Genomic DNA, 20,386 nt, shown 5'->3' with positions numbered 1-20,386 from the left:
GCAGCTTACAGCTTTTTAAAGACGACGCCATCCTTCATCACGAACTTGACCTGCTCGAGTAGTTTGACGTCCTTGAGCGGGTCGCCCTCAACTGCGATGATGTCGGCCGCGAACCCCGGCGCGATCGCGCCCAGGCGCTTGGGTTGATCCAGCAGCACGGCCGCATTGACGGTCGCGGCGCGGATTGCGTCGATCGGTGTCATGCCGGCTTCGACCATGTAGCCGAATTCCTTCGCATTCTCGCCATGCGGGAACACGCCGGCATCGGTGCCGAACGCGATCTTTACGCCGGCCTTGTGGGCGCGGGCGAACGTGGCCTGCAGCTGCGGCCCGATCGCCGCCGCCTTGGGCTGCACCAGCGCCGAGTAGTAATTCGGCACCTTGGCCTTGTCCGCCACGTAGCGGCCGGCCGAGATGGTCGGCACGTACCAGCCGCCGGTCTTCTTGAAGAGCGTGATGACTTCGTCGTCCATCAGCGTGCCATGTTCGATCGAGTCGACGCCGGCGCGCAGCGCGCGCTTCATGCCTTCCGCGCCGTGGGCGTGGGCCGCCACGCGAAAACCGTAATCCTTCGCGGTCGTGACCACGGCGCGCAGTTCGTCCTCGGTGTACTGCGAGTTCTGGCCGCTGGCGGCTTGGCTCAGCACACCGCCGGTGGCCGTCACCTTGATCAGGTCCGCACCATCCTTGTAGCGCTGGCGCACGGCCTGGCGCGCCTCCTCAGGGCTGTTGAGCACACCCTCGACCGGGCCGGGCGTGCCGATCTTCTCGTTCAAAAAGTGCGACAGATTGTTGGTCGGATCGGCATGGCCGCCCGTGGTGGCCAGCGATTTACCGGCCGTGAACATGCGCGGGCCCGGTACGTCGCCGGCGGCGATCGCGCGCTTGAGCGCGATGTTCAGGTCATCGGCTGCGCCCAGGTCGCGCACCGTCGTGAAGCCTGCCATCAGCGTGCGCTCGGCAAACTTGATCGAACGGTAGGCCATGTCGGCCGGGTTGGCGGTGAGGCGGTCGCGGTAGGCGTCGACCGCCGGCTGGGTTTCGCTGGTCAGGTGCACGTGCATGTCGATCAGGCCGGGCAGGCAGGCGTGGCGTGACAGGTCGATGTTGCCGGCGGCGCCGGTCATGGGGCCGACCGAGACAATGCTGCCATTCTCGATGACGATGCTGACGCGTTCGCGCCAGGTGCCTTGCTGCACGTCCAGCAAGCGGCCGCAATCGACTGTCTGGGTGGCGGCGTACGCGCTGTTCAAGGCCAGCAGCATGCCGGCGGCCAGTATGGTTTTCATCGTTCGTCCCTCGTTATTTTCATGAAAAAAAGGCCCTCCATCGCTGGAAGGCCTTCCGGTGTCAGGCAATGCCCGCCGCGCCTAGCGCAGTGGTGAAATGGCGGGTTCGGCGTTCGGTTCCCCGAGCTCGCCCTCCCACTTGGCCACGACGGCGGTGGCGATGCCGTTGCCGATGACGTTGGTGGCCGAGCGGGCCATGTCCAGGAAGTGGTCGATCGCCAGCAGCAGCAGCAGGCCGGCTTCCGGGATGTCGAACTGGTTCAGCGTGGCGGCGATCACGACCAGCGACGCGCGCGGCACGCCGGCCATGCCCTTGGAGGTCAGCATCAGCACCAGCATCATCGTGATCTGGGTGCTCATCGACAGCTCGATGCCGTAGGCCTGGGCGATGAAGACGGCGGCGAAAGTGCAGTACATCATCGAGCCATCGAGGTTGAACGAGTAACCGATTGGCAGCACGAACGAGGCCAGGCGGTTCTTGACGCCGAAACGCTCCAGGCCTTCCAGGGTCTTCGGGAACGCCGCTTCGGACGATGCGGTCGAGAAGGCCAGCAGGGTCGGGCCGCGCAGTTCGGCGATCAGGCGCAGGATACGCGGGCCGACGAAGATCATCCCAATGCCGATCAACACCACCCACAGCAGCGCAATGCCGAAGTAGAACTGGGCCATGAAGACGCCGTACGTCGACAGCACGCCCAGGCCGCTCTTGGCGATGATGCCCGAGACGGCGGCCAGCACCGCGATCGGTGCGAAGTTCATCACGTAGCCGGTCAGCTTGAGCATGACGTGGGCGACGCCGTCAATGGCGTCGATCATCGGCGTGGCGCGCGCGCCGACGGCAGCGGCAGCGGTGCCGAAGAACACCGAGAACACGACGATCTGCAGGATCTCGTTGCGGGCCATGCCGTCGACAATCGAGGTTGGCACCAGGTGGGTGATGAAGTCCTTCATCGTCAGGCCGGTGGTGGTAATGCCCGCATCCGTGCCCACTGGCGGCATCATGCCGGCAGCGAACAGCGCGTCACCGGGACGGAACAGGTTCACCAGGATCAGGCCCAGCGACAGCGAGATGAGCGAGGCGATGAAGAACCAGCCCAGCGCCTTGACGCCGATGCGGCCGACTTCCTTGGCATCGCCCATCTTGGCAATGCCGACCACCAGGGTGGCAAACACCAGCGGCGCGATGATCATCTTGATCAGGCGAAGGAACAGCGTCGTGATCAACGACATCGTGTCGGCGAAGCTTTGCGCGCCAGCCGTGTCCGTGTTGGTGTTGACCAGATAGCCGACCAGAATACCGATCACCAGCGCGATCAGAATAAAAGTGGTCAGGCGGTTTCGATTGTTCATAAAGCTTCCTGTCTTTGGGACCTGTGCGACACCCGCGGCAACGGCGCTGTCGCTGGTGAATTGTTCGGGCAGTGGCTGGCTGTCGAGGACCGAAAGACCAGTTGATTCTGAAGATTATGGCAAGTTCCGCAGTATCCTAGCCGCTGTTGGTGCTGTCAAGCATGCCGTCGCGTGCGTCATTGCCCGCGTTGCGCGGTGATCCACGGCGCCCCGGCACAGGTAAAATACGCCATCCGTTTTCCGAGAGCCGCCATGTCCACCATCGAAATCCCCGACACCATCACCATCACCCGTCCAGACGACTGGCACCTGCACCTGCGCGACGGCGCGGCCATGGCCAGCGTGCTGCCGCACAGCGCGCGCCAGTTCGCGCGTGCGATCGTGATGCCGAACCTGCGCCCGCCCGTCACCACGACCGCGATGGCGCTGGACTACCGCGCCCGGATCCTGGCTGCGCTGCCCGAGGGCGTGCAGTTCGAGCCCCTGATGACGCTGTACCTGACCGACAACACCAACCCGGACGAGATCCGCCGCGCGCAGGACACGGGCTTCATCCACGCCGTCAAGCTGTACCCGGCCGGCGCCACGACCAATTCCGATGCCGGCGTGACCGACCTGACCAAGTGCTACAAGACGCTCGAAGTGATGCAGGAAATCGGCATGCCGCTGCTGGTACACGGCGAAGTCACCAATAGCGACATCGACCTGTTCGACCGCGAAGCCGTGTTCATCGAGCGCGTCATGCGCCCGCTGCGCCGCGACATGCCGGCCCTGCCGGTCGTATTCGAGCACATCACCACCAAGGATGCGGCCCAGTACGTGGCCGAAGCCGAAGGCCCGATCGCCGCCACCATCACCGCGCACCACCTGCTGTACAACCGCAATGAGCTGTTCAAGGGTGGCATCCGCCCGGACTTCTACTGCCTGCCGGTGCTCAAGCGCGAAGAACACCGCCTGGCGCTGGTCACCGCCGCCACCAGCGGCGACGAGCGCTTTTTCCTGGGTACCGACTCGGCCCCGCACGCGGTGCACACCAAGTACGCCGCCTGCGGCTGCGCGGGCTGCTACACGGCGCTGCACGCGATGGAGATGTATACCGAAGCCTTCGCCCAGGCCGGCGCGCTCGACCAGCTGGAGGCGTTCGCCAGCTTCAACGGCCCGGCGTTCTACAACCTGCCGCGCAACGAGGGCACGATCACGCTCAAGCGCGAAGCCTGGGTCCTGCCCGACTCGGTGCCGATGGCCGAGCACCAGCTGGTACCGCTCAATGCGGGCGAGACCATCAACTGGAAGATGCTGTAACACCGATGCTGCCGCCGATCGACTGGGCGCAGCCGTGGTACGACACGGTGCGTCCGGCCTTCGAGCGCGCCGCGCCGCCGCCCGATGGCTTCATCGACGCCTTCAATGTCGCGGCGCGCGCGCTGGACCTGCGCAACGGCGCCGGCCAGCCGCTGTGCTTCGTGCCGCAAGCGAGCCTGCCCGACGGCATGGCGTACGAGGCATTCATTGGCGCGACGGGGCAGGTGCCCACGCGCGACAATCTGCACGACTTTTTCAATGCGCTGGTGTGGCAGACGTTCCCGGGTATCAAACGCGCCCTGAACACGCTGCAGGCGGCGCAGATCGCGCAGGCCGGCGTGGGCAAGTCGCGTGGACCGGCGCGCGACGCCGCCACGATCTTCGACGAGAACGCGGCGCTGTTGGTGGTGCGCGACGATGCCGCTGGGCGTGCATTGGTCGACGACCTGCGCGCGCACCGCTGGCTTCAAGCGCTGTACGACGGGCGCGCCCTGTTCGGCCGCGACGCCGAGGTCTGGCTGTTCGGCCACGCGCTGATGGAAAAGCTGGTCACGCCGCGCAAGGCGATCACGGCGCACACGCGCGTCGTGTTCGTGGACGACGCTTACTTTCTACTCGCGCCGGCTGCGCGCCGCGCCTGGATCGACCGCGAGGTGGCCGCGGCACTGGCGGGCGAAGGCCTGGCGAGCAATGGCGCCGCAGCGGGCTTCACACCGCTGCAGGTGCTGGGCGTGCCGGGCTGGTGGCCGGGGCAGGACGCCGATTTTTATCGTGATACCACCGTGTTCCGTCCACGCCGGACGGACTAACCAAGGAGAATGTGCATGGCTGAAGCGGTACGTTGGGGAATCCTCGGCACGGGCAAGATTGCCCATGCTTTTGCCACTGCACTCAAGGATGTGCCGGGCGCGGTGCTGGCCGGCGTGGCGTCACGCAGCCAGGAAACGGCCGACAAGTTCGGCCGTGAATTCGGCGCGCTGGCCAGCTACGGCTCGTACGAGGCCCTGACTGCGAACCCGGACATCGACCTGGTCTACATCGGCACGCCGCACCCGCAGCACGTCGAGAATGCGTTGATGGCCCTGCGCGCCGGCAAGGGCGTCCTGTGCGAAAAGCCGTTTACGATGAACCTGCGCGAAGCCGAGCAGGTTGTCACGCTGGCACGCACGAAGCGCCTGTTCCTGATGGAGGCGATGTGGACGCGCTACCTGCCGGCCTACCAGGAAGTCCAGCGCATCCTGGCGTCCGGCGAAATCGGCACGCCGCGCCAGGTAGTGGCCGACTTCGGGTTCGCCGCCACGTTCGGCCCCGAGCACCGCGTCTTCAATCCCGAGCTGGGCGGCGGCGCGCTGCTCGACCTGGGCATTTATCCGCTGTCGATCGCTGCGGGCCTGCTTGGCCCGGTGACGGAAATCCGCGCCCAGGCCGAGATGGGCCCGACCGGCGTCGACGTGCAGACGGGCTTCACGCTCAAGCACGAAGGCGGCGGCATGTCGGTCTGCAGCTGCTCGCTGCTGGCGCGCACGCCGGCCGAACTGACGGTGGCGGGCGAGCGTGGCCATGTGCGGATGAACACGCGCTTTCACTGCGCGACCTCGGTCACGGTCATGCTCGACGACGGCACCTCGCGCACGATCGACACGCCGTATCTCGGCAACGGCTACGTGCACGAAGCGATCGAGGCGCAGCGCTGCTGGCAAGCCGGTTTGCTGGAAAGCCCGGTGATGACGCAGCGCGAAACGCTGGCGCTGATGGGCGTGATGGACGAGATCCGCCGGCAGATCGGCTTGCGTTACGAGGCAGACCGCGTACGCCCGCCAGCATGATGCTTGGCGCCGTCACGCCGATCCTGCGTATCTTCGATGAAGCCAAGGCCAGGCAGTTCTATGTCGACTACCTCGGCTTCAAGGTCGACTGGGAGCATCGCTTCGCGCCCGACCTGCCGCTGTACCTGCAGGTTGCGCGTGACGGGTGCGTGCTGCACCTGAGCGAACATCATGGCGATTGCTGTCCTGGTGCGGCGCTGCGGATCGCCGTTGACGATATCGATGCGCTGCATGCCGGGCTGACGGCCAGACAATATGGCTACGCAAGGCCGGAGATCGAGGATACGCCATGGGGCTCACGTGAATTGAGCATCAAGGATCCGTTCGGGAACCGGCTCACGTTCGCATGCTGACGACACGATCGAACCGCCACCGGCGGTTCGGATAACACCGAGAACAACAAGGACACCATGAAACGCGATGCCCGCTCGACCGCCCGTGTACGGCGCCTCAATCAACGTCAACGCAAGAAGCTGCGCCTTGGCGAATTTACGGAGTATGTCTTCGATGTCGAGCTGACGTTCAGTGAGCCGATCGATGTCGAGTCCTACTACGGCTTTACCGATGGCCTGTTCGGATTTCTCGAGGGACGTGGTTTGCTCGGTGGCGGTTTCGGCGGACGCTTCCCTCTGACCGCAACATCTGGCGTCATCACGACGTTGGAACGCGGCTCACCGGGCGAAGACGATCGCGAGGCCGTCGAGCAGTGGTTACGTGCCCGGCCAGAGGTGGCCGATGTCCGTGTTCATGCATTGATCGATGGATGGCACGGCGGAACCCAATATGGGCATGATCGTACCCAATAAAGGTATGTTCCGAGTCAGGCAGCTGGTGGCGTCGACGCGATCGCCCCATCCAGCCGCCTGAACAAGTCGCGATGCAGGTCCCGCGTGTGCTTTTCCATGTGCTTGCGCGCGTGCGCGATCTCTTGCAGCTCACGCTGCATCACATCATTCTTGCCGTTGGCAATGGCCCACAGCACCAGTTCGACGCGCGCATCGATACTGCCGAAGCGCTCCACCACTGACTCGAACTGCACGCCGGCTTCAAGCTGCTGATTGTTCGCGGCATATGCGCAGCCCAGTGCCAGCCCGACTTCATCGGCGCGAAAGCCCGGCTGCCGATCTTGCAGCGACGCGAGCAGCGCAATCGCTGCCGCTGGCTGGCCATGCGCCGCATTGGCGCGCGCGGCGCCCAGCACTACTTCCGGATCGCCCGCGAACGGCCCGCGCAGGCACGCATCGTAATGCTGCACGGCTTCGTCGGACTGGCCCGCACCCAGCAGCGCGGCGGCCAGGCGCATCTGGTTGTGGGCGGTCGGGGTCAGGTCGAACGCGCGCCGCGCTTCGCGCACGTCGCGCCCCGGATCGATGGTTTTCTGCAGCGCGCGGGTGGCGATGCGGCCCTGGCGCTGAAGGCGCGACGCGGGCAGGTACTCGGCCACGAAATAGGCAAGGCTGCCCAGGACCGGGAACGAAAACAGGATCAGCAGCCAGTACATTTGGCGCCCGTTGCGCAGCGCATGGACCGCGAAGAACAGCGCGATCAAAAAATGCAGTCCGAGTCCGACGATAGGCATGCCAGGTTCCGTGTTGAATGGTAAGTGAGAAGCGCATCTGCCCCGGGCAGGGCGTTGCAACTCAGCCAAGATAGCCGCAAACAGGGAGCAAATTTCTAACGGATTGTCACAGTGCGTTTGTACAACACGGTAAGCGGCCAGACGGGAAATCCCACCCGCCCGTCGTCAATATCCTGCTAGAGTTAAGTTGTTGCCTAACAGGAATTCTCATGCCTGCAGAACGGAATGTCGCAGTACTGGTCGATTGCGAAAATGCGCAGAGCGCCGTGCTCGATCAGGCGATGCAACATGCATCGAGCCTTGGGCGTGTGGTGCTGCGGCGCGGTTACGGCAACGCGGCTTCGCTGACCAACAAGTGGCAGGAAGCGCTGATCCGCCACGGCTTCGCGCCGTGCCTGCAATTCCAGTATGTGGGCGGGAAGAACACGGCCGATATCGCGCTGGCGCTGGACGCACTCGAGATGCTGCTGGACGGGCGCGCCAACCAGTTCGTGATTGTCACGAGCGACTCGGATTTTGTCGGCTTGTGCCGCAAGCTTCAGGAGCGCGGGGCCGGCGTGCATGTATGTGGTGAAGCGAAAACGCCTGCGGCCTTGCGGTGTGCCTGTGACGCATTTCATGAGGCGGTACTGACCGCACCGGTCGTCGAAGCGCCACCGGCTGCGGCGGACGCCGTGAAGACCGTCGTCGACTGGCGGAATCTCCTGGTCAAGACGGTCCGCAAAGTCGCAAAGGCCTCGCCCAATGGATCGGTCAAGCTGAGCGAGCTTGGAAACCAACTGAGGCAAGCCAGTCCCGGGTTTTCTCCGGCAGCGCATGGTCATGCCAAGCTGCGGACGATGATCGAAGCTTGCAGCCAGTTGCGATTGCACCAGACGGAGGGTGGCCATTGCACCGTCAGCATGGCGCCCGCATCGCCGCCCGCCGCCCTGCGCGCCGTCTAAACCTTCAAGAACTCTTCACGCCCACCCAGCCAGCGCGCCAGGTGCGCATCGACGACCGCCATCTTTTCCGGCGTCTCGCCATCGAGCAGCCATTGCGCCACGTCGCGCGCCCGGTCGACCATCCACTGGTCGATCTCCAGGTCGGCAAAGCGCAGCATCGCCTGTCCTGACTGGCGCGCGCCCAGAAATTCACCAGGCCCGCGAATCTCCAGATCGCGCCGCGCGATCTCGAAGCCGTCCGTCGTTTCGCGCATCGTCAACAGGCGCTGCTTGGCCACCTGGCCCAGCGGCGACTGGTACAGCAGCAGGCACACCGACGCCGCCGAACCGCGGCCCACGCGCCCGCGCAACTGGTGCAGCTGCGACAGGCCGAACCGCTCTGCATGCTCGATCACCATCAGCGACGCATTGGGCACGTCCACGCCCACCTCGATCACGGTCGTCGCCACCAGCACATGCACCTGGCCCGCCGTGAAGGCGTCCATCACTTCCTGCTTCTCGGCCGGCTTCATGCGGCCATGCACCAGGCCTACTTGCAGGTCGGGCAGCGACTCGGCCAGCGTTTCGTAGGTCTCGGTTGCGGTCTGCAATTGCAGCGCTTCGGATTCCTCGATCAGCGGGCAGACCCAGTACACCTGCCGGCCTTCGAGCGCCGCGGCGTACACGCGTTCGACGACTTCGTCGCGGCGGTTCTGGTCGATGGCGCGCGTGACGATCGGGCTGCGTCCCGGCGGCAGTTCGTCGATCACCGAGACTTCCAGGTCGGCGTAATACGTCATTGCCAGCGTGCGCGGGATCGGCGTGGCCGACATCATCAGCTGGTGCGGCACCAGGCCGTCGCTGCCCTTGTTGCGCAGCGTGAGGCGCTGGCCGACGCCGAAGCGGTGCTGTTCGTCGACGATCACCAGGCCCAGTTTCGCGAACTGCACCGAGTCCTGGATCAGCGCGTGCGTGCCGATCACCAGGTGCGCCTCGCCCGATTCGATCAACGCGTTCGACGCGACCTTGTCCTTTTTCTTCAGGCTGCCGGTCAGCCACGCGACCTTCACGCCAAGGGGCTCCATCCACGCGGCGATCTTGCGGAAGTGCTGCTCGGCCAGGATCTCGGTCGGCGCCATCAGGGCCGCCTGGTAGCCGCTGTCGATCGCCTGCGCGGCGGCCAGCGCCGAGACCACCGTCTTGCCGCTGCCAACGTCACCCTGCAGCAGGCGCTGCATCGGGTAGCCGGCGCGCAGATCGGCGCGGATTTCTTCGACCACGCGCTGCTGCGCACCGGTCAGCGCGAACGGCAGCCCGGCCAGGAAGCCTTCGGACAGCTTGCCCACCGCGCGCAGTGGCGGCGCGCCTTTTTCGCGGCGCGCACGCTGCGCGCGTTTCAGTGACAACTGCTGCGCCAGCAGTTCGTCGAACTTCATGCGGTCCCAGGCCGGGTGCGAGCGCTCGATCAGCGCATGCTCGTCGACGTCCGCCGGCGGGTAGTGCAGGAGCTTGACGGCCGGCTCGAAGTCCATCAGGTCCATGCGCTTGCGGATCGCGGGTGGCACGGTGTCGGCCCAGTCGATGCGCTTCATCGCGTCGGCGATCGCGCGCCGCAGCACCGTTTGCGACAGGCCTTCGCCGGCCGGGTACACGGGCGTGAGCGAGGCGGGCAGGGGCGCGCCTTCGTTGACGACCTTGTAGCCCGGGTGGACCATCTCGGCGCCAAAAAAGCCGTGTTTGAGTTCGCCCCGCGCGCGGATGCGCACGCCTTCGGCCATCTGCTTGACCTGGCTGCCATAGAAATTCATGAAGCGCAGCAGCAGGTCGCCCGATGCATCGGCGATCGTGACGAGCAACTGGCGGCGCGGCTTGAACGAGATCTCGTTCTTGGTCACGATGCCTTCTACCTGCCAGGTCTGGCCGCCGCGCATGCAGGCATCCCGGATCGTGATGATCTGGGTCTCGTCCTCGTAGCGCAGCGGCAGGTGCAGCACCAGGTCCATGTCGGTGCGCAGGCCGAGGCGGGCGAGCTTGCTTTCGAGCGTTTTTGGGGGCGTTGTGGTTTTAGGGGCGGGCATATTGCGGCAAAGTGGCGCTTGCTGACGTAAAATAGAAGGTTCGCCGTATGCGCTTCAAGCCTCTATTGTAAAGCTGGCAGCATTGATTTGCCGAGATTTGCCCAACCAATTGAACATCATGTATTCGCTATCCGATTTCGACTTCGACCTGCCCCCCGAGCGCATTGCGCAATTGCCGCTGCCGGACCGCAGCGCGTCGCGCCTGCTGCACCTCGATGGCGACCAGATCATCGACCGCCAGTTCGCCGACATCGTCGACCAATTGCAGGCGGGCGACCTGCTCGTGATGAACAACACCCGCGTGCTCAAGGCGCGCTTCTTCGGCGTCAAGGAATCCGGCGGCCAGGTCGAGGTGCTGGTCGAGCGCGTGCTCGACAACCGCACGGTGCTGGCCCAGGTCCGCGCGTCGAAGTCGCCCAAGCCGGGTAACCGCATCCGCCTGGCCGATGCTTTCGATGTGACGGCAGGCGAGCGCGCCGGCGAATTCTTCACGCTGCACTTTGAAGGCGACGTGTTCGACCTGATCGAAGCGCATGGCCGCCTGCCGCTGCCGCCGTACATCGAGCACACCGCTGACGAATTCGACGAACAGCGCTATCAAACGGTGTACTCGAAAGAGCCGGGCGCCGTGGCCGCACCCACGGCCGGCCTGCACTTCGACCAGCCGCTGCTCGACCGCCTGGCTGCAAAAGGCGTGAACTTCGCCTACGTCACGCTGCATGTGGGCGCCGGCACTTTCCAGCCGGTGCGGGTCGAAGACCTCAGCGAACACAAGATGCACACCGAGTGGTACACGATCGCGCAAGAGACGGTGGACGCGGTGCGCGCCACCAAAGCCGCAGGCCGCGACGTGATTGCCGTCGGCACGACGAGCCTGCGCGCGCTGGAGTCGGCGTCGCAAAGCGGCGAGCTGGTCGCTGGCAGCGCCGACACGGCCCTGTTCATCACGCCCGGCTACACCTTTAAAACTGTCACGCGCCTGGTGACCAACTTCCACCTGCCCAAGTCGACGCTCCTGATGCTGGTGTCGGCCTTTGCCGGCTACGCGCCGATCCGCGCTGCCTATGCGCACGCGATCGCCAATGAATACCGCTTCTTCAGCTATGGCGACGCCATGCTCTTGAGCACCACCTCACGATAAGTCAGAGAACACATGCTCGAATTTACCCTGCTCAAAAAAGACACCAGCGGCCTGTCGCACGCCCGCCGCGGTCGCCTGAAGCTCAACCACGGCACCATCGAAACCCCGATCTTCATGCCGGTCGGTACCTACGGCTCGGTCAAGGCGATGGACCCGATCGAACTGAAGGACGTCGGCTCGCAGATCATCCTGGGCAATACCTTCCACCTGTGGCTGCGCCCGGGCGTGGACGTGATGAACAAGTTCGGCGGCCTGCACAAGTTCATGGGCTGGGATGGTCCGATCCTGACCGACTCGGGCGGCTTCCAGGTGTTTTCACTGGGCGCGATGCGCAAGATCACGGAAGAGGGCGTCAAGTTCGCCTCGCCGATCGACGGCTCGAAACTGTTCCTGTCGCCCGAGATCTCGATGCAGATCCAGCGCGCGTTGAACTCGGACATCGTGATGCAGTTCGACGAGTGCACACCGTACGAAATCGACGGCCGCCCGGCCACCGCTGAAGAAGCGGCAAAATCGATGCGCATGTCGCTGCGCTGGGCCCAGCGCTCGATGAACGAGTTCAATGCCGGCGGCAATCCGAACGCGCTGTTCGGCATCGTCCAGGGCGGCATGTACGAGCACCTGCGCGACGAGTCGCTCGCGGGCCTGGAAGACATCAACTTCCCGGGCCTGGCCATTGGCGGCCTGTCGGTCGGCGAGCCGAAGGAAGACATGAAGCGGATCCTGGCCCACGTCGGCCCGCGCCTGCCCGAGAACAAGCCGCATTACCTGATGGGCGTGGGCACGCCGGAAGATCTGGTCGATGGCGTGGCCAACGGCGTCGACATGTTCGACTGCGTGATGCCGACCCGGAACGCCCGCAACGGCTGGCTGTTTACGCGCTTTGGCGACGTCAAAATCAAGAATGCGCGCTATAAAGAAGAGATGGCGCCGCTCGACGAGAGCTGCACCTGCTACTGCTGCCAGAATTTCTCGCGCGCCTACCTGCACCACCTGCACCGCTCGAACGAGATCCTGGGCGCGCGCCTGAACACCATCCACAACCTGCATTACTACCTGAATCTGATGCAGGAAATGCGCGACGCGATCGACGCCGATGCCTTCCAGGCGTTCCGCGTCAAGTTCGCGGCCGACCGCGGGCGCGGCGTGTAAGCACTTGCTTACCCTGCAGCCCCGATCTTGCCGTATTGACGGTTGGGGCTGCATGCAATATCGACCGGTTTGTCTTGCAATACCTGAAAGCAAGACGACATACTGCCGGATATGGTTTGCGGCTTCTGGCCGATGCTAGAATACACCGCTTATTTTTTTAACTTCACCATCGGAGCTCTTGTGTTCATTTCCAACGCGTACGCGCAAACTGCCCCTGTCGCCGATGCCGGCATCATGGGTAGCCTGACGACCTTCCTGCCGCTGATCCTGATGTTCGTGGTCATGTATTTCCTGATGATCCGTCCTCAGCAGAAACGCCAGAAAGAGGCGAAAGCCATGATGGACGCACTGGCCAAGGGCGACGAAGTCGTGACCGCCGGCGGTATCGTCGGCCGTGTTTCGAAAGTGGCCGAAGCCTATGTGACGCTGGAAGTTGCCGTCGGCACCGAAATCACCGTGCAAAAGAATTCGGTGACCACGCTGCTGCCAAAAGGCACGCTGAAAGCCCTGTAAGCCCTGCTGTGCGCCGTGCGGGGCAACCCGCACTGCCTAACCTGAACGCCGGAACACTATGAATCGCTATCCCGTCTGGAAATACTTACTGATCGTCATTGCGCTGCTGCTGGGCGCCTTGTACACGGCACCGAACTACTTCGGCGAAACGCCGGCGTTGCAGGTCACATCAGGCCGTTCTACCCTGAATATCACGAGTGCCTCCACCACCGTGGTCGAGGATGCGCTCAAGCGTGCCGGCATTCCTTCCACCGGTATCACCCTCGAAGGCACGGGCCACACCACCTCGGTGCGCGCGCGCTTCGCCGGTACCGAAGAGCAGTTCAAGGCCAAGCTGGCTCTTGAGCGCGAACTGAACCGCGACCCTGCCAATCCCGATTACATCGTCACCGTCAACCTGGTGAAGAACACCCCGGCCTGGATGACGGCCATTGGCGCAGCGCCGATGAGCCTGGGCCTGGACTTGCGCGGCGGCGTGCACTTCCTGCTGCAGGTCGACACCAAGGCGGTCCTCGACAACAAGGTCAAGGCCCTGCAGTCGAGCGTGCGCAGCAACCTGCGTGACAAGAACGTGCGCCACAGCGGCATCGAGCGCGTGCGCGACACCATCGAAGTGCGCTTCCGCGATGCCGCCACCCGCAGCAATGCGCGCAATGTGCTGGCCGCGCAGTCGAGCGAGCTGGCCTTTGCCGACGCCGCCGATGGCGCCGACATGAAGCTGGTCGTGAGCCTGAAGCCCGAAGCCATCAAGCGCTCGGTCGAAGACGGCATCAAGCAGAACATCATGACGCTGTCCAAGCGTATCAATGAACTGGGCACCACCGAGCCGATCATCCAGCAGCAGGGCGCCGACCGCATCGTGGTCCAGCTGCCAGGCGTGCAGGACGTTGCCCGCGCCAAGGACATCATCGGCCGCACCGCCACGCTCGAACTGCGCATGGTCGACACCACCGTGACCCCGGGCACCGAGCTGTCGGCAGCGATTCCGCTGAACTCCGAACTGTTCACCGAAGGCCGCGGTGCACCGATCGTCGTCTCGCGCGACATCATACTGACCGGCGAATCGATCTCGAGCGCCACTGCCAGCTTCGACCAGAACCAGCAGCCTGCCGTTTCGCTCGACCTGAACGGCGACGGCGGCCGCCGCATCCGCCTGGCCACGCGTGAAAACGTCGGCAAGCGCATGGCGATCCTGCTGAAAGAAAAGGGCGTCTACAACGTGTTGTCGGCCCCGACCATCCAGAGCGAACTGGGTTCGACCTTCCAGATCACCAATATGGGCACCTCGCAGGACGCCAACGAATTGGCGCTGCTGCTGCGCTCGGGCGCGCTGTCGGCACCGATGGAATTCGTCGAAGAACGCGTGATCGGCCCGCAACTGGGTGCCGAGAACATCGAACGCGGCCTGCATTCCACCATCTGGGGCTTCGTGGCGATCGCGATCTTCATGGTCATCTACTACCACCTGTTCGGCGTGTTCTCAGCGCTGGCGCTGGCGGCCAACGTGCTGTTCCTGCTGGCCCTGCTGTCGATCCTGCAGATCACCCTGACCCTGCCGGGTATCGCGGCAATCGCGCTGGCACTGGGCGTGGCAATTGACTCGAACGTGCTGGTGAACGAACGTATCCGCGAAGAGCTGCGTGCCGGCGCGACGCCGCAGGCGGCGATTTCGGCCGGTTCCAAGCATGCCTGGGACACCATCGTCGACTCCAACGTGACCACGCTGATCGTCGGCCTGGCGCTGCTGATCTTCGGTTCCGGTCCAGTGCGCGGCTTTGCCGTGGTCCACTGCCTGGGCATCCTGACCTCGATGTTCTCGGCCGTGGTCGTGGCGCGCGGTTTCGCCAACCTGTGGTACGGCCGCCAGAAGAAGCTGACGAAGATTTCGATCGGCACGGTCTGGCAGCCTGGCATGACGCCTAACAAGAAGTAAGCACCGGGATACGACAATGGAATTTTTCAAGATCAAACGGGACATCCCGTTCATGCGCCACGCGCTGGTCCTCAATGCGATCTCGGTGATCACATTCGTGGCGGCGGTGTTCTTCCTGATCACCAAGCCCCTGAACTTCTCGGTGGAGTTCACGGGCGGCACGGTGATGGAGCTGCTCTATCCAAAGGCGGCGGACCAGGAAAAGATCCGCAACACGCTGCGCGGCATGGGCTATTCGCACCCTGAGGTGGCCAGCTTCGGCACCGCGCAGGACATCATGCTGCGCCTGCCGATCGTCGAAGGCGCGCCGGCGGCGAGCAGCTCGACGGCTGTGTTCAACGCCATCTGCCGCGACGAGCAAGGCACCACCAAGCAGACGCAAACGACGACCGACAAGGGTGAAGTGCTCAACCGCACCAGCTGCGTCGCACCAGGCGGGCAAGAGCTGATCAGCCTGCAGCAAGTGCAGTTCGTCGGCCCGTCGGTCGGCGAGGAGCTGGCCCAGAACGGCCTGAACGCGCTGCTGATGGTCATCCTGGGCATCGTGGTCTACCTGGCGATCCGCTTCGAATGGAAATTCGCTGTCGCCGCCGTGGTCGCCAACCTGCACGACGTGGTCATCATCCTGGGCTTCTTCGCGTTCTTCCAGTGGGAATTCTCGTTGACGGTGCTGGCGGCAACGCTGGCGGTGCTGGGCTACTCGGTCAACGAGTCGGTCGTCATCTTCGACCGGATCCGCGAGATGTTCCGCAAGCAGCGCCGCATGAGCGTGCCGGAAGTGATCGACCACGCGATCACCAGCACGATCTCGCGCACGATCATCACGCACGGCTCGACGCTGATGATGGTCATGTCGATGCTGTTCTTCGGCGGCTACGCGCTGCACTACTTCGCAATCGCGCTGGCCATCGGCATCTGCTTCGGTATCTACTCGTCGGTGTTCGTGGCCGCGGCCGTGGCGATGTGGCTGGGCGTCAAGCGTGAAGACCTGATCAAGCCGGTCAAAGAGAAAGACGACACCGACGGCGCCGTCGTCTGACCGATTGCACGATTGCGGTTTTGTGTGTGTCAACGCACGGAGCCGCGATGTGCCCGTATTTATAGTGGAACTGTCTCTTTCAGGACATCCCTAGTTTTGGACTTCACCCGCCCCGGCAACGGCGCGGGTTTTTTTTGTCCCGCATTCCTTACAAAAAAGCGGGGGTCAGGTCTGACATTCGGACACGATCTCGACAGAAAAGCGGGGTCAGGTCTGACATTCGGACACGATCTCGACAGTCAGGCAGCCGGAACGCGCTGGCACTTGGCCATGCTAATCGTGGGCGAGACGCCATTGAACGTGGCCACGGCTGAGATCGTGTCCGAATGTCAGACCTGACCCCGGCTGTGCTACCGGGCACCGAAACGCGCTCAAGAGACGAATCACCGATATGGGACGGAGTTCCAGCCCAGCTCGGGCATTTGACGATGTGCCGCTGTGAGACAATCGGCGAGATTTCATTGAACGAGCCCGCTTATGCTGACTGCACCGATGCCATTGGACGAACCTGAGCGCCTGCGGGCGCTCGAACGGCTCGGCGTCCTCGACACCGCGCCCGAACGTGAGTTCGATGCCCTGGCGGCAATCGCTGCCCTGGTGTGCGGCGTCCCGATCTCGCTGGTCAGCCTGATCGACCACGACCGTCAATGGTTCAAGGCCAATGTTGGCTTGCCCGGGGTGACAGAGCTGCCCCGCGATGCGGCGTTCTGTGCTCACGCGATTCTGGATGACGGCATTTTTGAGGTGCCTGATGCCCTGGCCGACCCTCGCTTCGCCGATAATCCGCTGGTTGCAACCGCGCTAGACATTCGCTTCTACGCCGGCGCCACGCTGCGCCTGAGCGACGGTGCCCACGTCGGCACGCTATGCGTGATCGACCGGGTGCCCCGCCGACTGAGCGAGACGCAGCGCGAAACGCTGCGCCTGTTGTCGATCGCTGTCGTCCAGGCACTGGAATCGCGTCGCATGGCACGGGGTTTCCTGGCCAGTGAAACCCGCTTTCGCACGCTCAGCGAGGCATCTCCGTTAGGCATGTTCGCCGCCGATGCGGCTGGCGCCTGCACCTATACCAATGCTCGCTGGCAAGCCATTTACGGTTTGAGCGAGGCCGAGGCGCTGGGCCACGGCTGGAGCCACGCGCTGCACCCCGACGACAAGGCCGCCGTTTTCGCCCAATGGGAGCGCGCGGCGCCGCTGAAGCAAGAATTCGACATGGAGTTCCGGGTTCGCCACCACGACGGCGCGGTGCGTCATGTGCGCGCTGTTGCGCGGGCCTTGCTGGATGGCGATGACGAGGTCACGGGCTACGTGGGTTCGGTGGAAGACATCACCGAGCGCTTGCAGTCGCGCCGGACACTCGACGACGAGCGCGTGCGCCTGGCAGCGATCATTCAGGGCACCGGCGCGGGCACTTGGGAATGGAACGTCCAGACCGGCGAGACGCGCTTCAATGAGCGCTGGGCCGAGATTGTGGGCGCCACCCTGGACGAGCTTTCCCCGACCACCATCCAGACCTGGGCCGATCTGGCCCACCCCGAGGACATGGCACGATCCGCTGCGCTGCTGCAAGCCCACTTTGCGGGTGAGACGGCGACCTACGAATGCGAGGCGCGCATGCGTCACCGCGACGGCCACTGGGTCTGGGTGCTCGACCGCGGCAAGGTGCTGACCAGCACCGCAGACGGCCAGCCCGAGTGGATGTTCGGCACGCATCTGGATATCACGGCGCGCAAGGCGCAGGAAGATCGGTTGCGCAAGAGCGAGGAACTGCTGAACCGCACCGGCGCCCTGGCACAGGTCGGGGGCTGGGAGGTAGACATCACCAGCGGCACCGTTCACTGGTCCGAGCAGACCTGTCGCATCCACGGCGTGGAGCTCGATTACCAGCCCCAGCTGGCCGAGGCAATCGACTTCTATGCGCCGCAAGCCCGTCCCCTCATCGAGGCCGCGGTGGCGCAGGCCATGGCCGACGGTACGGACTGGGACCTGGAACTGCCTTTCATCCAGAAGAGCGGCCGCAGGATCTGGGTGCGCGTGGTGGGCCATGCGACGTTCGACGGCGGAAAACCGGTGCAGCTGTTCGGGGTGTTTCAGGATATTACCCAGCGCGTGGAAAGCCGCCAGGCCCTCGATGCCGCTCAACAACGCATTGTGCTGGCGACCGAAACCGGTGGCATCGGGGTCTGGGAGCTGAACGTACAGACAGGCGTATTCACTTGCGATGCCCTGATGTACGCGCTGTACGGCCTGCCGGAGGGATCGGGTACGGACGGCTACGAGCTCTGGGCTCGCCACCTTCACCCAGCCGATCAGAGCCGCGCCAGGCAGGAGTTCAAGTCGGCCCTGGAAAACGGTACCGATTTGCGCTCCGAGTTTCGTGTGATCTGGCACGACGGCTCCGTGCATTTTCTTCGTGCCGCTGGCAGTGTGAGGCGTGATGCCGAGGGCCAGGCTCTGCACATGGTGGGCGTGAGTTGGGATGTGACGCCACTGCGCGAGCTCGCCAACCAGCTGGCCGAGCAGCATGAGCTCCTGCGCGTGACGCTGCAGTCGATCGGCGACGCCGTGATCACCACCGACGCCGAAAGCCGGGTGACCTGGTTGAACCCGGTAGCCGAGCGCATGACCGGCTGGCTGTCCAGTGAAGCACTCGGGCGACCACTGACCCAAGTCTTTCATATCGTCAACGCAGAGACCCGGAATCTCACCGAGAGCCCTGTGGCCAACTGCCTGGCACAGGGCAAGATCGTGGGCCTGGCCAAGGACACCGTGCTGATCTCGCGCAATGGCGACGAGTTCGGCATTGAGGATTCCGCTGCACCGATCCGCAACCCGAGTGGCGATGTGCTCGGCGTCGTGCTGGTCTTTCACGACGTGACCGAGCAACGTCGACTGTCCGGTGAGATGAGCTACCGCGCCACGCACGACGCCCTCACGGGCCTGGTCAACCGGGCCGAGTTCGAGACCCGGTTGCGCCGAACCCTGGACAAGGCGCAGGAGGACCGTAGCGAGCATGCCCTGCTGTATATCGATCTAGACCAGTTCAAACTTGTGAACGATGCCTGCGGCCACTCGGTGGGCGACCAGCTCCTGCAGCAGGTGGCCAAGCTGCTGCGCGAAGCCGTGCGCGCGCGTGACACGCTGGCTCGCCTGGGCGGCGACGAATTCGCGGTCATCCTCGAGCACTGCATGGCCGACCAGGCGCTGCGTGTGGCGCAGCAGATCTGCGACCGCATGGAAGCGTTCAGGTTCGTGCACGACGACCGACGTTTCCGTATCGGGACCAGCATCGGGCTGGTGCCGGTGGACAACCGCTGGACCAACACGGCCGCCGCCATGCAGGCGGCAGACACCTCGTGCTACGCCGCCAAGGAGGCGGGCCGCAACCGTGTGCATGTCTGGTTCGACACCGACCAGGCCATGCGTACACGTCATGGCGAAATGCAGTGGGCCGCGCGGCTGGAGCAGGCGCTGGATGAAGGCCGGTTTGTGCTTTATGTGCAGCGCATCGACCCGCTTGGCGAGGGTGCCACGGGGCTTCACGCGGAAGTGCTGATCCGGCTGCTGGACAACGATGGCAGCCTGATTCTGCCGGGGGCCTTCCTGCCGGCTGCAGAGCGCTTCCACATGGCCACGCGCATCGACCGCTGGGTGCTGACGCACGCCGTTCAGCAGATTCAGGACATGGCCGATTTGTGTACGCTGCAAACCTTGTGCATCAACCTGTCAGGCCAGTCGGTGGGCGACCGCGCGTTTCACCGGTATGCCATCGACGTATTGACCGAAGCGGGGAGTGCGGTCTGCCGCTGCATCTGCCTGGAGATCACGGAGACCGCTGCCGTCACCAATATGGCCGATGCCGCGATCTTCATCGAACAGGTACGCGCTCTGGGGGTCAGGGTCGCACTCGATGACTTCGGGGCCGGAGCGTCGTCGTTCGGTTACCTGAAGACGCTCAAGGTCGATCTGCTGAAGATCGATGGCAGCTTCATCCGCGACGTGATCGACGATCCGCTGGACGCCGCCGCCGTACGCTGTTTCGTTGATGTGGCCCGCGTGGTGGGGGTCAAGACGGTTGCCGAGTTCGTCGACCAGCCCAAAGTGCTGGAACGCGTGCGTGAGATCGGCATCGACTACGCACAAGGGTACTTGCTGCACAAACCCGAGCCGATCGGGAACCTGTTCGGCGCTGCCGCGCTACGCACGCCGGCCTGAAGCAACGCCGCGGCCAGGTCGATGATCTTGCCGCCGCCCTGAAAGG

At 64.2% G+C, this 20,386-nt stretch carries 16 protein-coding genes; 12 read left to right on the top strand and 4 right to left on the bottom strand.

Features of this window, described 5'->3' with window-relative positions:
- Positions 1 to 5: 5 nt before the first annotated feature.
- Positions 6 to 1,289, bottom strand: coding sequence for a metal-dependent hydrolase family protein (locus AC56LW_RS18840; RefSeq protein ID WP_499636736.1), 1,284 nt, complete (start codon positions 1,287 to 1,289; stop codon positions 6 to 8).
- Between the two features lie 81 nt (positions 1,290 to 1,370).
- Complete coding sequence (locus AC56LW_RS18835; protein ID WP_258835965.1) at positions 1,371 to 2,639, bottom strand: dicarboxylate/amino acid:cation symporter; 1,269 nt, start codon at positions 2,637 to 2,639, stop codon at positions 1,371 to 1,373.
- Positions 2,640 to 2,891: 252 nt separating this feature from the next.
- Here AC56LW_RS18835 and pyrC point away from each other — a divergent pair, with 252 nt between their 5' ends.
- From pyrC to AC56LW_RS18810, 5 genes are read left to right on the top strand one after another with little or no spacing between them, the layout of a single operon-like run.
- Entirely contained in the window at positions 2,892 to 3,941 is a 1,050-nt protein-coding gene (gene pyrC, locus AC56LW_RS18830) for a dihydroorotase (RefSeq protein ID WP_499636735.1), read from the top strand.
- A 5-nt stretch (positions 3,942 to 3,946) separates the two neighbouring features.
- A complete protein-coding gene (locus AC56LW_RS18825) occupies positions 3,947 to 4,750 on the top strand; it encodes a DUF3025 domain-containing protein (RefSeq protein WP_499636733.1) in 804 nt (267 codons plus the stop codon).
- Between the two features lie 15 nt (positions 4,751 to 4,765).
- Complete coding sequence (locus tag AC56LW_RS18820) at positions 4,766 to 5,767, top strand: Gfo/Idh/MocA family protein (RefSeq protein ID WP_499636731.1); 1,002 nt, start codon at positions 4,766 to 4,768, stop codon at positions 5,765 to 5,767.
- Positions 5,764 to 6,120, top strand: coding sequence for a glyoxalase superfamily protein (locus tag AC56LW_RS18815; RefSeq protein WP_499636729.1), 357 nt, complete (start codon positions 5,764 to 5,766; stop codon positions 6,118 to 6,120). The genes AC56LW_RS18820 and AC56LW_RS18815 overlap by 4 nt, the downstream gene beginning before the upstream one ends.
- 57 nt (positions 6,121 to 6,177) lie before the next feature.
- Positions 6,178 to 6,573 carry a 50S ribosome-binding protein YggL gene (locus AC56LW_RS18810; protein WP_499636727.1) on the top strand — a complete coding sequence of 132 codons (396 nt, stop codon included), beginning with the start codon at positions 6,178 to 6,180 and terminating at the stop codon, positions 6,571 to 6,573.
- Between the two features lie 14 nt (positions 6,574 to 6,587).
- On the opposite strand, the gene AC56LW_RS18805 is transcribed toward AC56LW_RS18810, so the two are convergent.
- Positions 6,588 to 7,346: a tetratricopeptide repeat protein gene (locus AC56LW_RS18805; protein ID WP_499636726.1), complete on the bottom strand. Its 759-nt coding sequence runs from the start codon at positions 7,344 to 7,346 to the stop codon at positions 6,588 to 6,590.
- Between the two features lie 209 nt (positions 7,347 to 7,555).
- On the opposite strand from AC56LW_RS18805, the gene AC56LW_RS18800 reads away from it, so the two are divergent.
- Positions 7,556 to 8,290, top strand: a complete 735-nt coding sequence (locus tag AC56LW_RS18800; RefSeq protein WP_499636724.1) for an NYN domain-containing protein — start codon at positions 7,556 to 7,558, stop codon at positions 8,288 to 8,290.
- On the opposite strand, the gene recG is transcribed toward AC56LW_RS18800, so the two are convergent.
- Positions 8,287 to 10,347 (bottom strand): ATP-dependent DNA helicase RecG, encoded by a 2,061-nt coding sequence (gene recG, locus AC56LW_RS18795; protein WP_499636722.1) that lies wholly within the window; start codon positions 10,345 to 10,347, stop codon positions 8,287 to 8,289. The genes AC56LW_RS18800 and recG overlap by 4 nt on opposite strands.
- Positions 10,348 to 10,465: 118 nt before the next feature.
- On the opposite strand from recG, the gene queA reads away from it, so the two are divergent.
- The 6 genes from queA (at position 10,466) to AC56LW_RS18765 (ending at position 20,340) form a co-directional block, all read left to right on the top strand.
- Positions 10,466 to 11,488: a tRNA preQ1(34) S-adenosylmethionine ribosyltransferase-isomerase QueA gene (queA, locus tag AC56LW_RS18790; RefSeq protein WP_499455896.1), complete on the top strand. Its 1,023-nt coding sequence runs from the start codon at positions 10,466 to 10,468 to the stop codon at positions 11,486 to 11,488.
- Between the two features lie 12 nt (positions 11,489 to 11,500).
- On the top strand, positions 11,501 to 12,640 hold the full coding sequence (gene tgt, locus AC56LW_RS18785) for a tRNA guanosine(34) transglycosylase Tgt (RefSeq protein ID WP_499636720.1): 1,140 nt from the start codon (positions 11,501 to 11,503) through the stop codon (positions 12,638 to 12,640).
- Between the two features lie 180 nt (positions 12,641 to 12,820).
- On the top strand, positions 12,821 to 13,153 hold the full coding sequence (gene yajC / locus AC56LW_RS18780) for a preprotein translocase subunit YajC (RefSeq protein WP_183555984.1): 333 nt from the start codon (positions 12,821 to 12,823) through the stop codon (positions 13,151 to 13,153).
- A 58-nt stretch (positions 13,154 to 13,211) separates the two neighbouring features.
- On the top strand, positions 13,212 to 15,086 hold the full coding sequence (gene secD, locus AC56LW_RS18775; protein ID WP_499636718.1) for a protein translocase subunit SecD: 1,875 nt from the start codon (positions 13,212 to 13,214) through the stop codon (positions 15,084 to 15,086).
- Positions 15,087 to 15,102: 16 nt separating this feature from the next.
- Positions 15,103 to 16,125 (top strand): protein translocase subunit SecF, encoded by a 1,023-nt coding sequence (gene secF, locus AC56LW_RS18770; protein ID WP_499636716.1) that lies wholly within the window; start codon positions 15,103 to 15,105, stop codon positions 16,123 to 16,125.
- Positions 16,126 to 16,602: 477 nt separating this feature from the next.
- Positions 16,603 to 20,340, top strand: coding sequence for a PAS domain-containing protein (locus AC56LW_RS18765; RefSeq protein WP_499636714.1), 3,738 nt, complete (start codon positions 16,603 to 16,605; stop codon positions 20,338 to 20,340).
- Positions 20,341 to 20,386 lie beyond the last annotated feature (46 nt).

The sequence above is a fragment of the Telluria sp. LT2P80 genome (assembly GCF_059685955.1).
This window is presented reverse-complemented; position numbering and strand designations above follow the sequence as displayed.

Excerpts from the sequence above, each read along its gene's own strand:
- AC56LW_RS18820 (WP_499636731.1), top strand. The coding sequence starts at position 4,766 with ATGGCTGAAGCGGTACGTTGGGGAATCCTCGGCACGGGCAAGATTGCC.
- secD (WP_499636718.1), top strand. The coding sequence starts at position 13,212 with ATGAATCGCTATCCCGTCTGGAAATACTTACTGATCGTCATTGCGCTG.
- AC56LW_RS18805 (WP_499636726.1), bottom strand. The coding sequence starts at position 7,346 with ATGCCTATCGTCGGACTCGGACTGCATTTTTTGATCGCGCTGTTCTTC.
- pyrC (WP_499636735.1), top strand. The coding sequence starts at position 2,892 with ATGTCCACCATCGAAATCCCCGACACCATCACCATCACCCGTCCAGAC.
- queA (WP_499455896.1), top strand. The coding sequence starts at position 10,466 with ATGTATTCGCTATCCGATTTCGACTTCGACCTGCCCCCCGAGCGCATT.
- AC56LW_RS18765 (WP_499636714.1), top strand. The coding sequence starts at position 16,603 with ATGCTGACTGCACCGATGCCATTGGACGAACCTGAGCGCCTGCGGGCG.
- AC56LW_RS18810 (WP_499636727.1), top strand. The coding sequence starts at position 6,178 with ATGAAACGCGATGCCCGCTCGACCGCCCGTGTACGGCGCCTCAATCAA.
- tgt (WP_499636720.1), top strand. The coding sequence starts at position 11,501 with ATGCTCGAATTTACCCTGCTCAAAAAAGACACCAGCGGCCTGTCGCAC.
- AC56LW_RS18825 (WP_499636733.1), top strand. The coding sequence starts at position 3,947 with ATGCTGCCGCCGATCGACTGGGCGCAGCCGTGGTACGACACGGTGCGT.
- AC56LW_RS18815 (WP_499636729.1), top strand. The coding sequence starts at position 5,764 with ATGATGCTTGGCGCCGTCACGCCGATCCTGCGTATCTTCGATGAAGCC.
- AC56LW_RS18800 (WP_499636724.1), top strand. The coding sequence starts at position 7,556 with ATGCCTGCAGAACGGAATGTCGCAGTACTGGTCGATTGCGAAAATGCG.
- AC56LW_RS18835 (WP_258835965.1), bottom strand. The coding sequence starts at position 2,639 with ATGAACAATCGAAACCGCCTGACCACTTTTATTCTGATCGCGCTGGTG.
- secF (WP_499636716.1), top strand. The coding sequence starts at position 15,103 with ATGGAATTTTTCAAGATCAAACGGGACATCCCGTTCATGCGCCACGCG.
- AC56LW_RS18840 (WP_499636736.1), bottom strand. The coding sequence starts at position 1,289 with ATGAAAACCATACTGGCCGCCGGCATGCTGCTGGCCTTGAACAGCGCG.
- recG (WP_499636722.1), bottom strand. The coding sequence starts at position 10,347 with ATGCCCGCCCCTAAAACCACAACGCCCCCAAAAACGCTCGAAAGCAAG.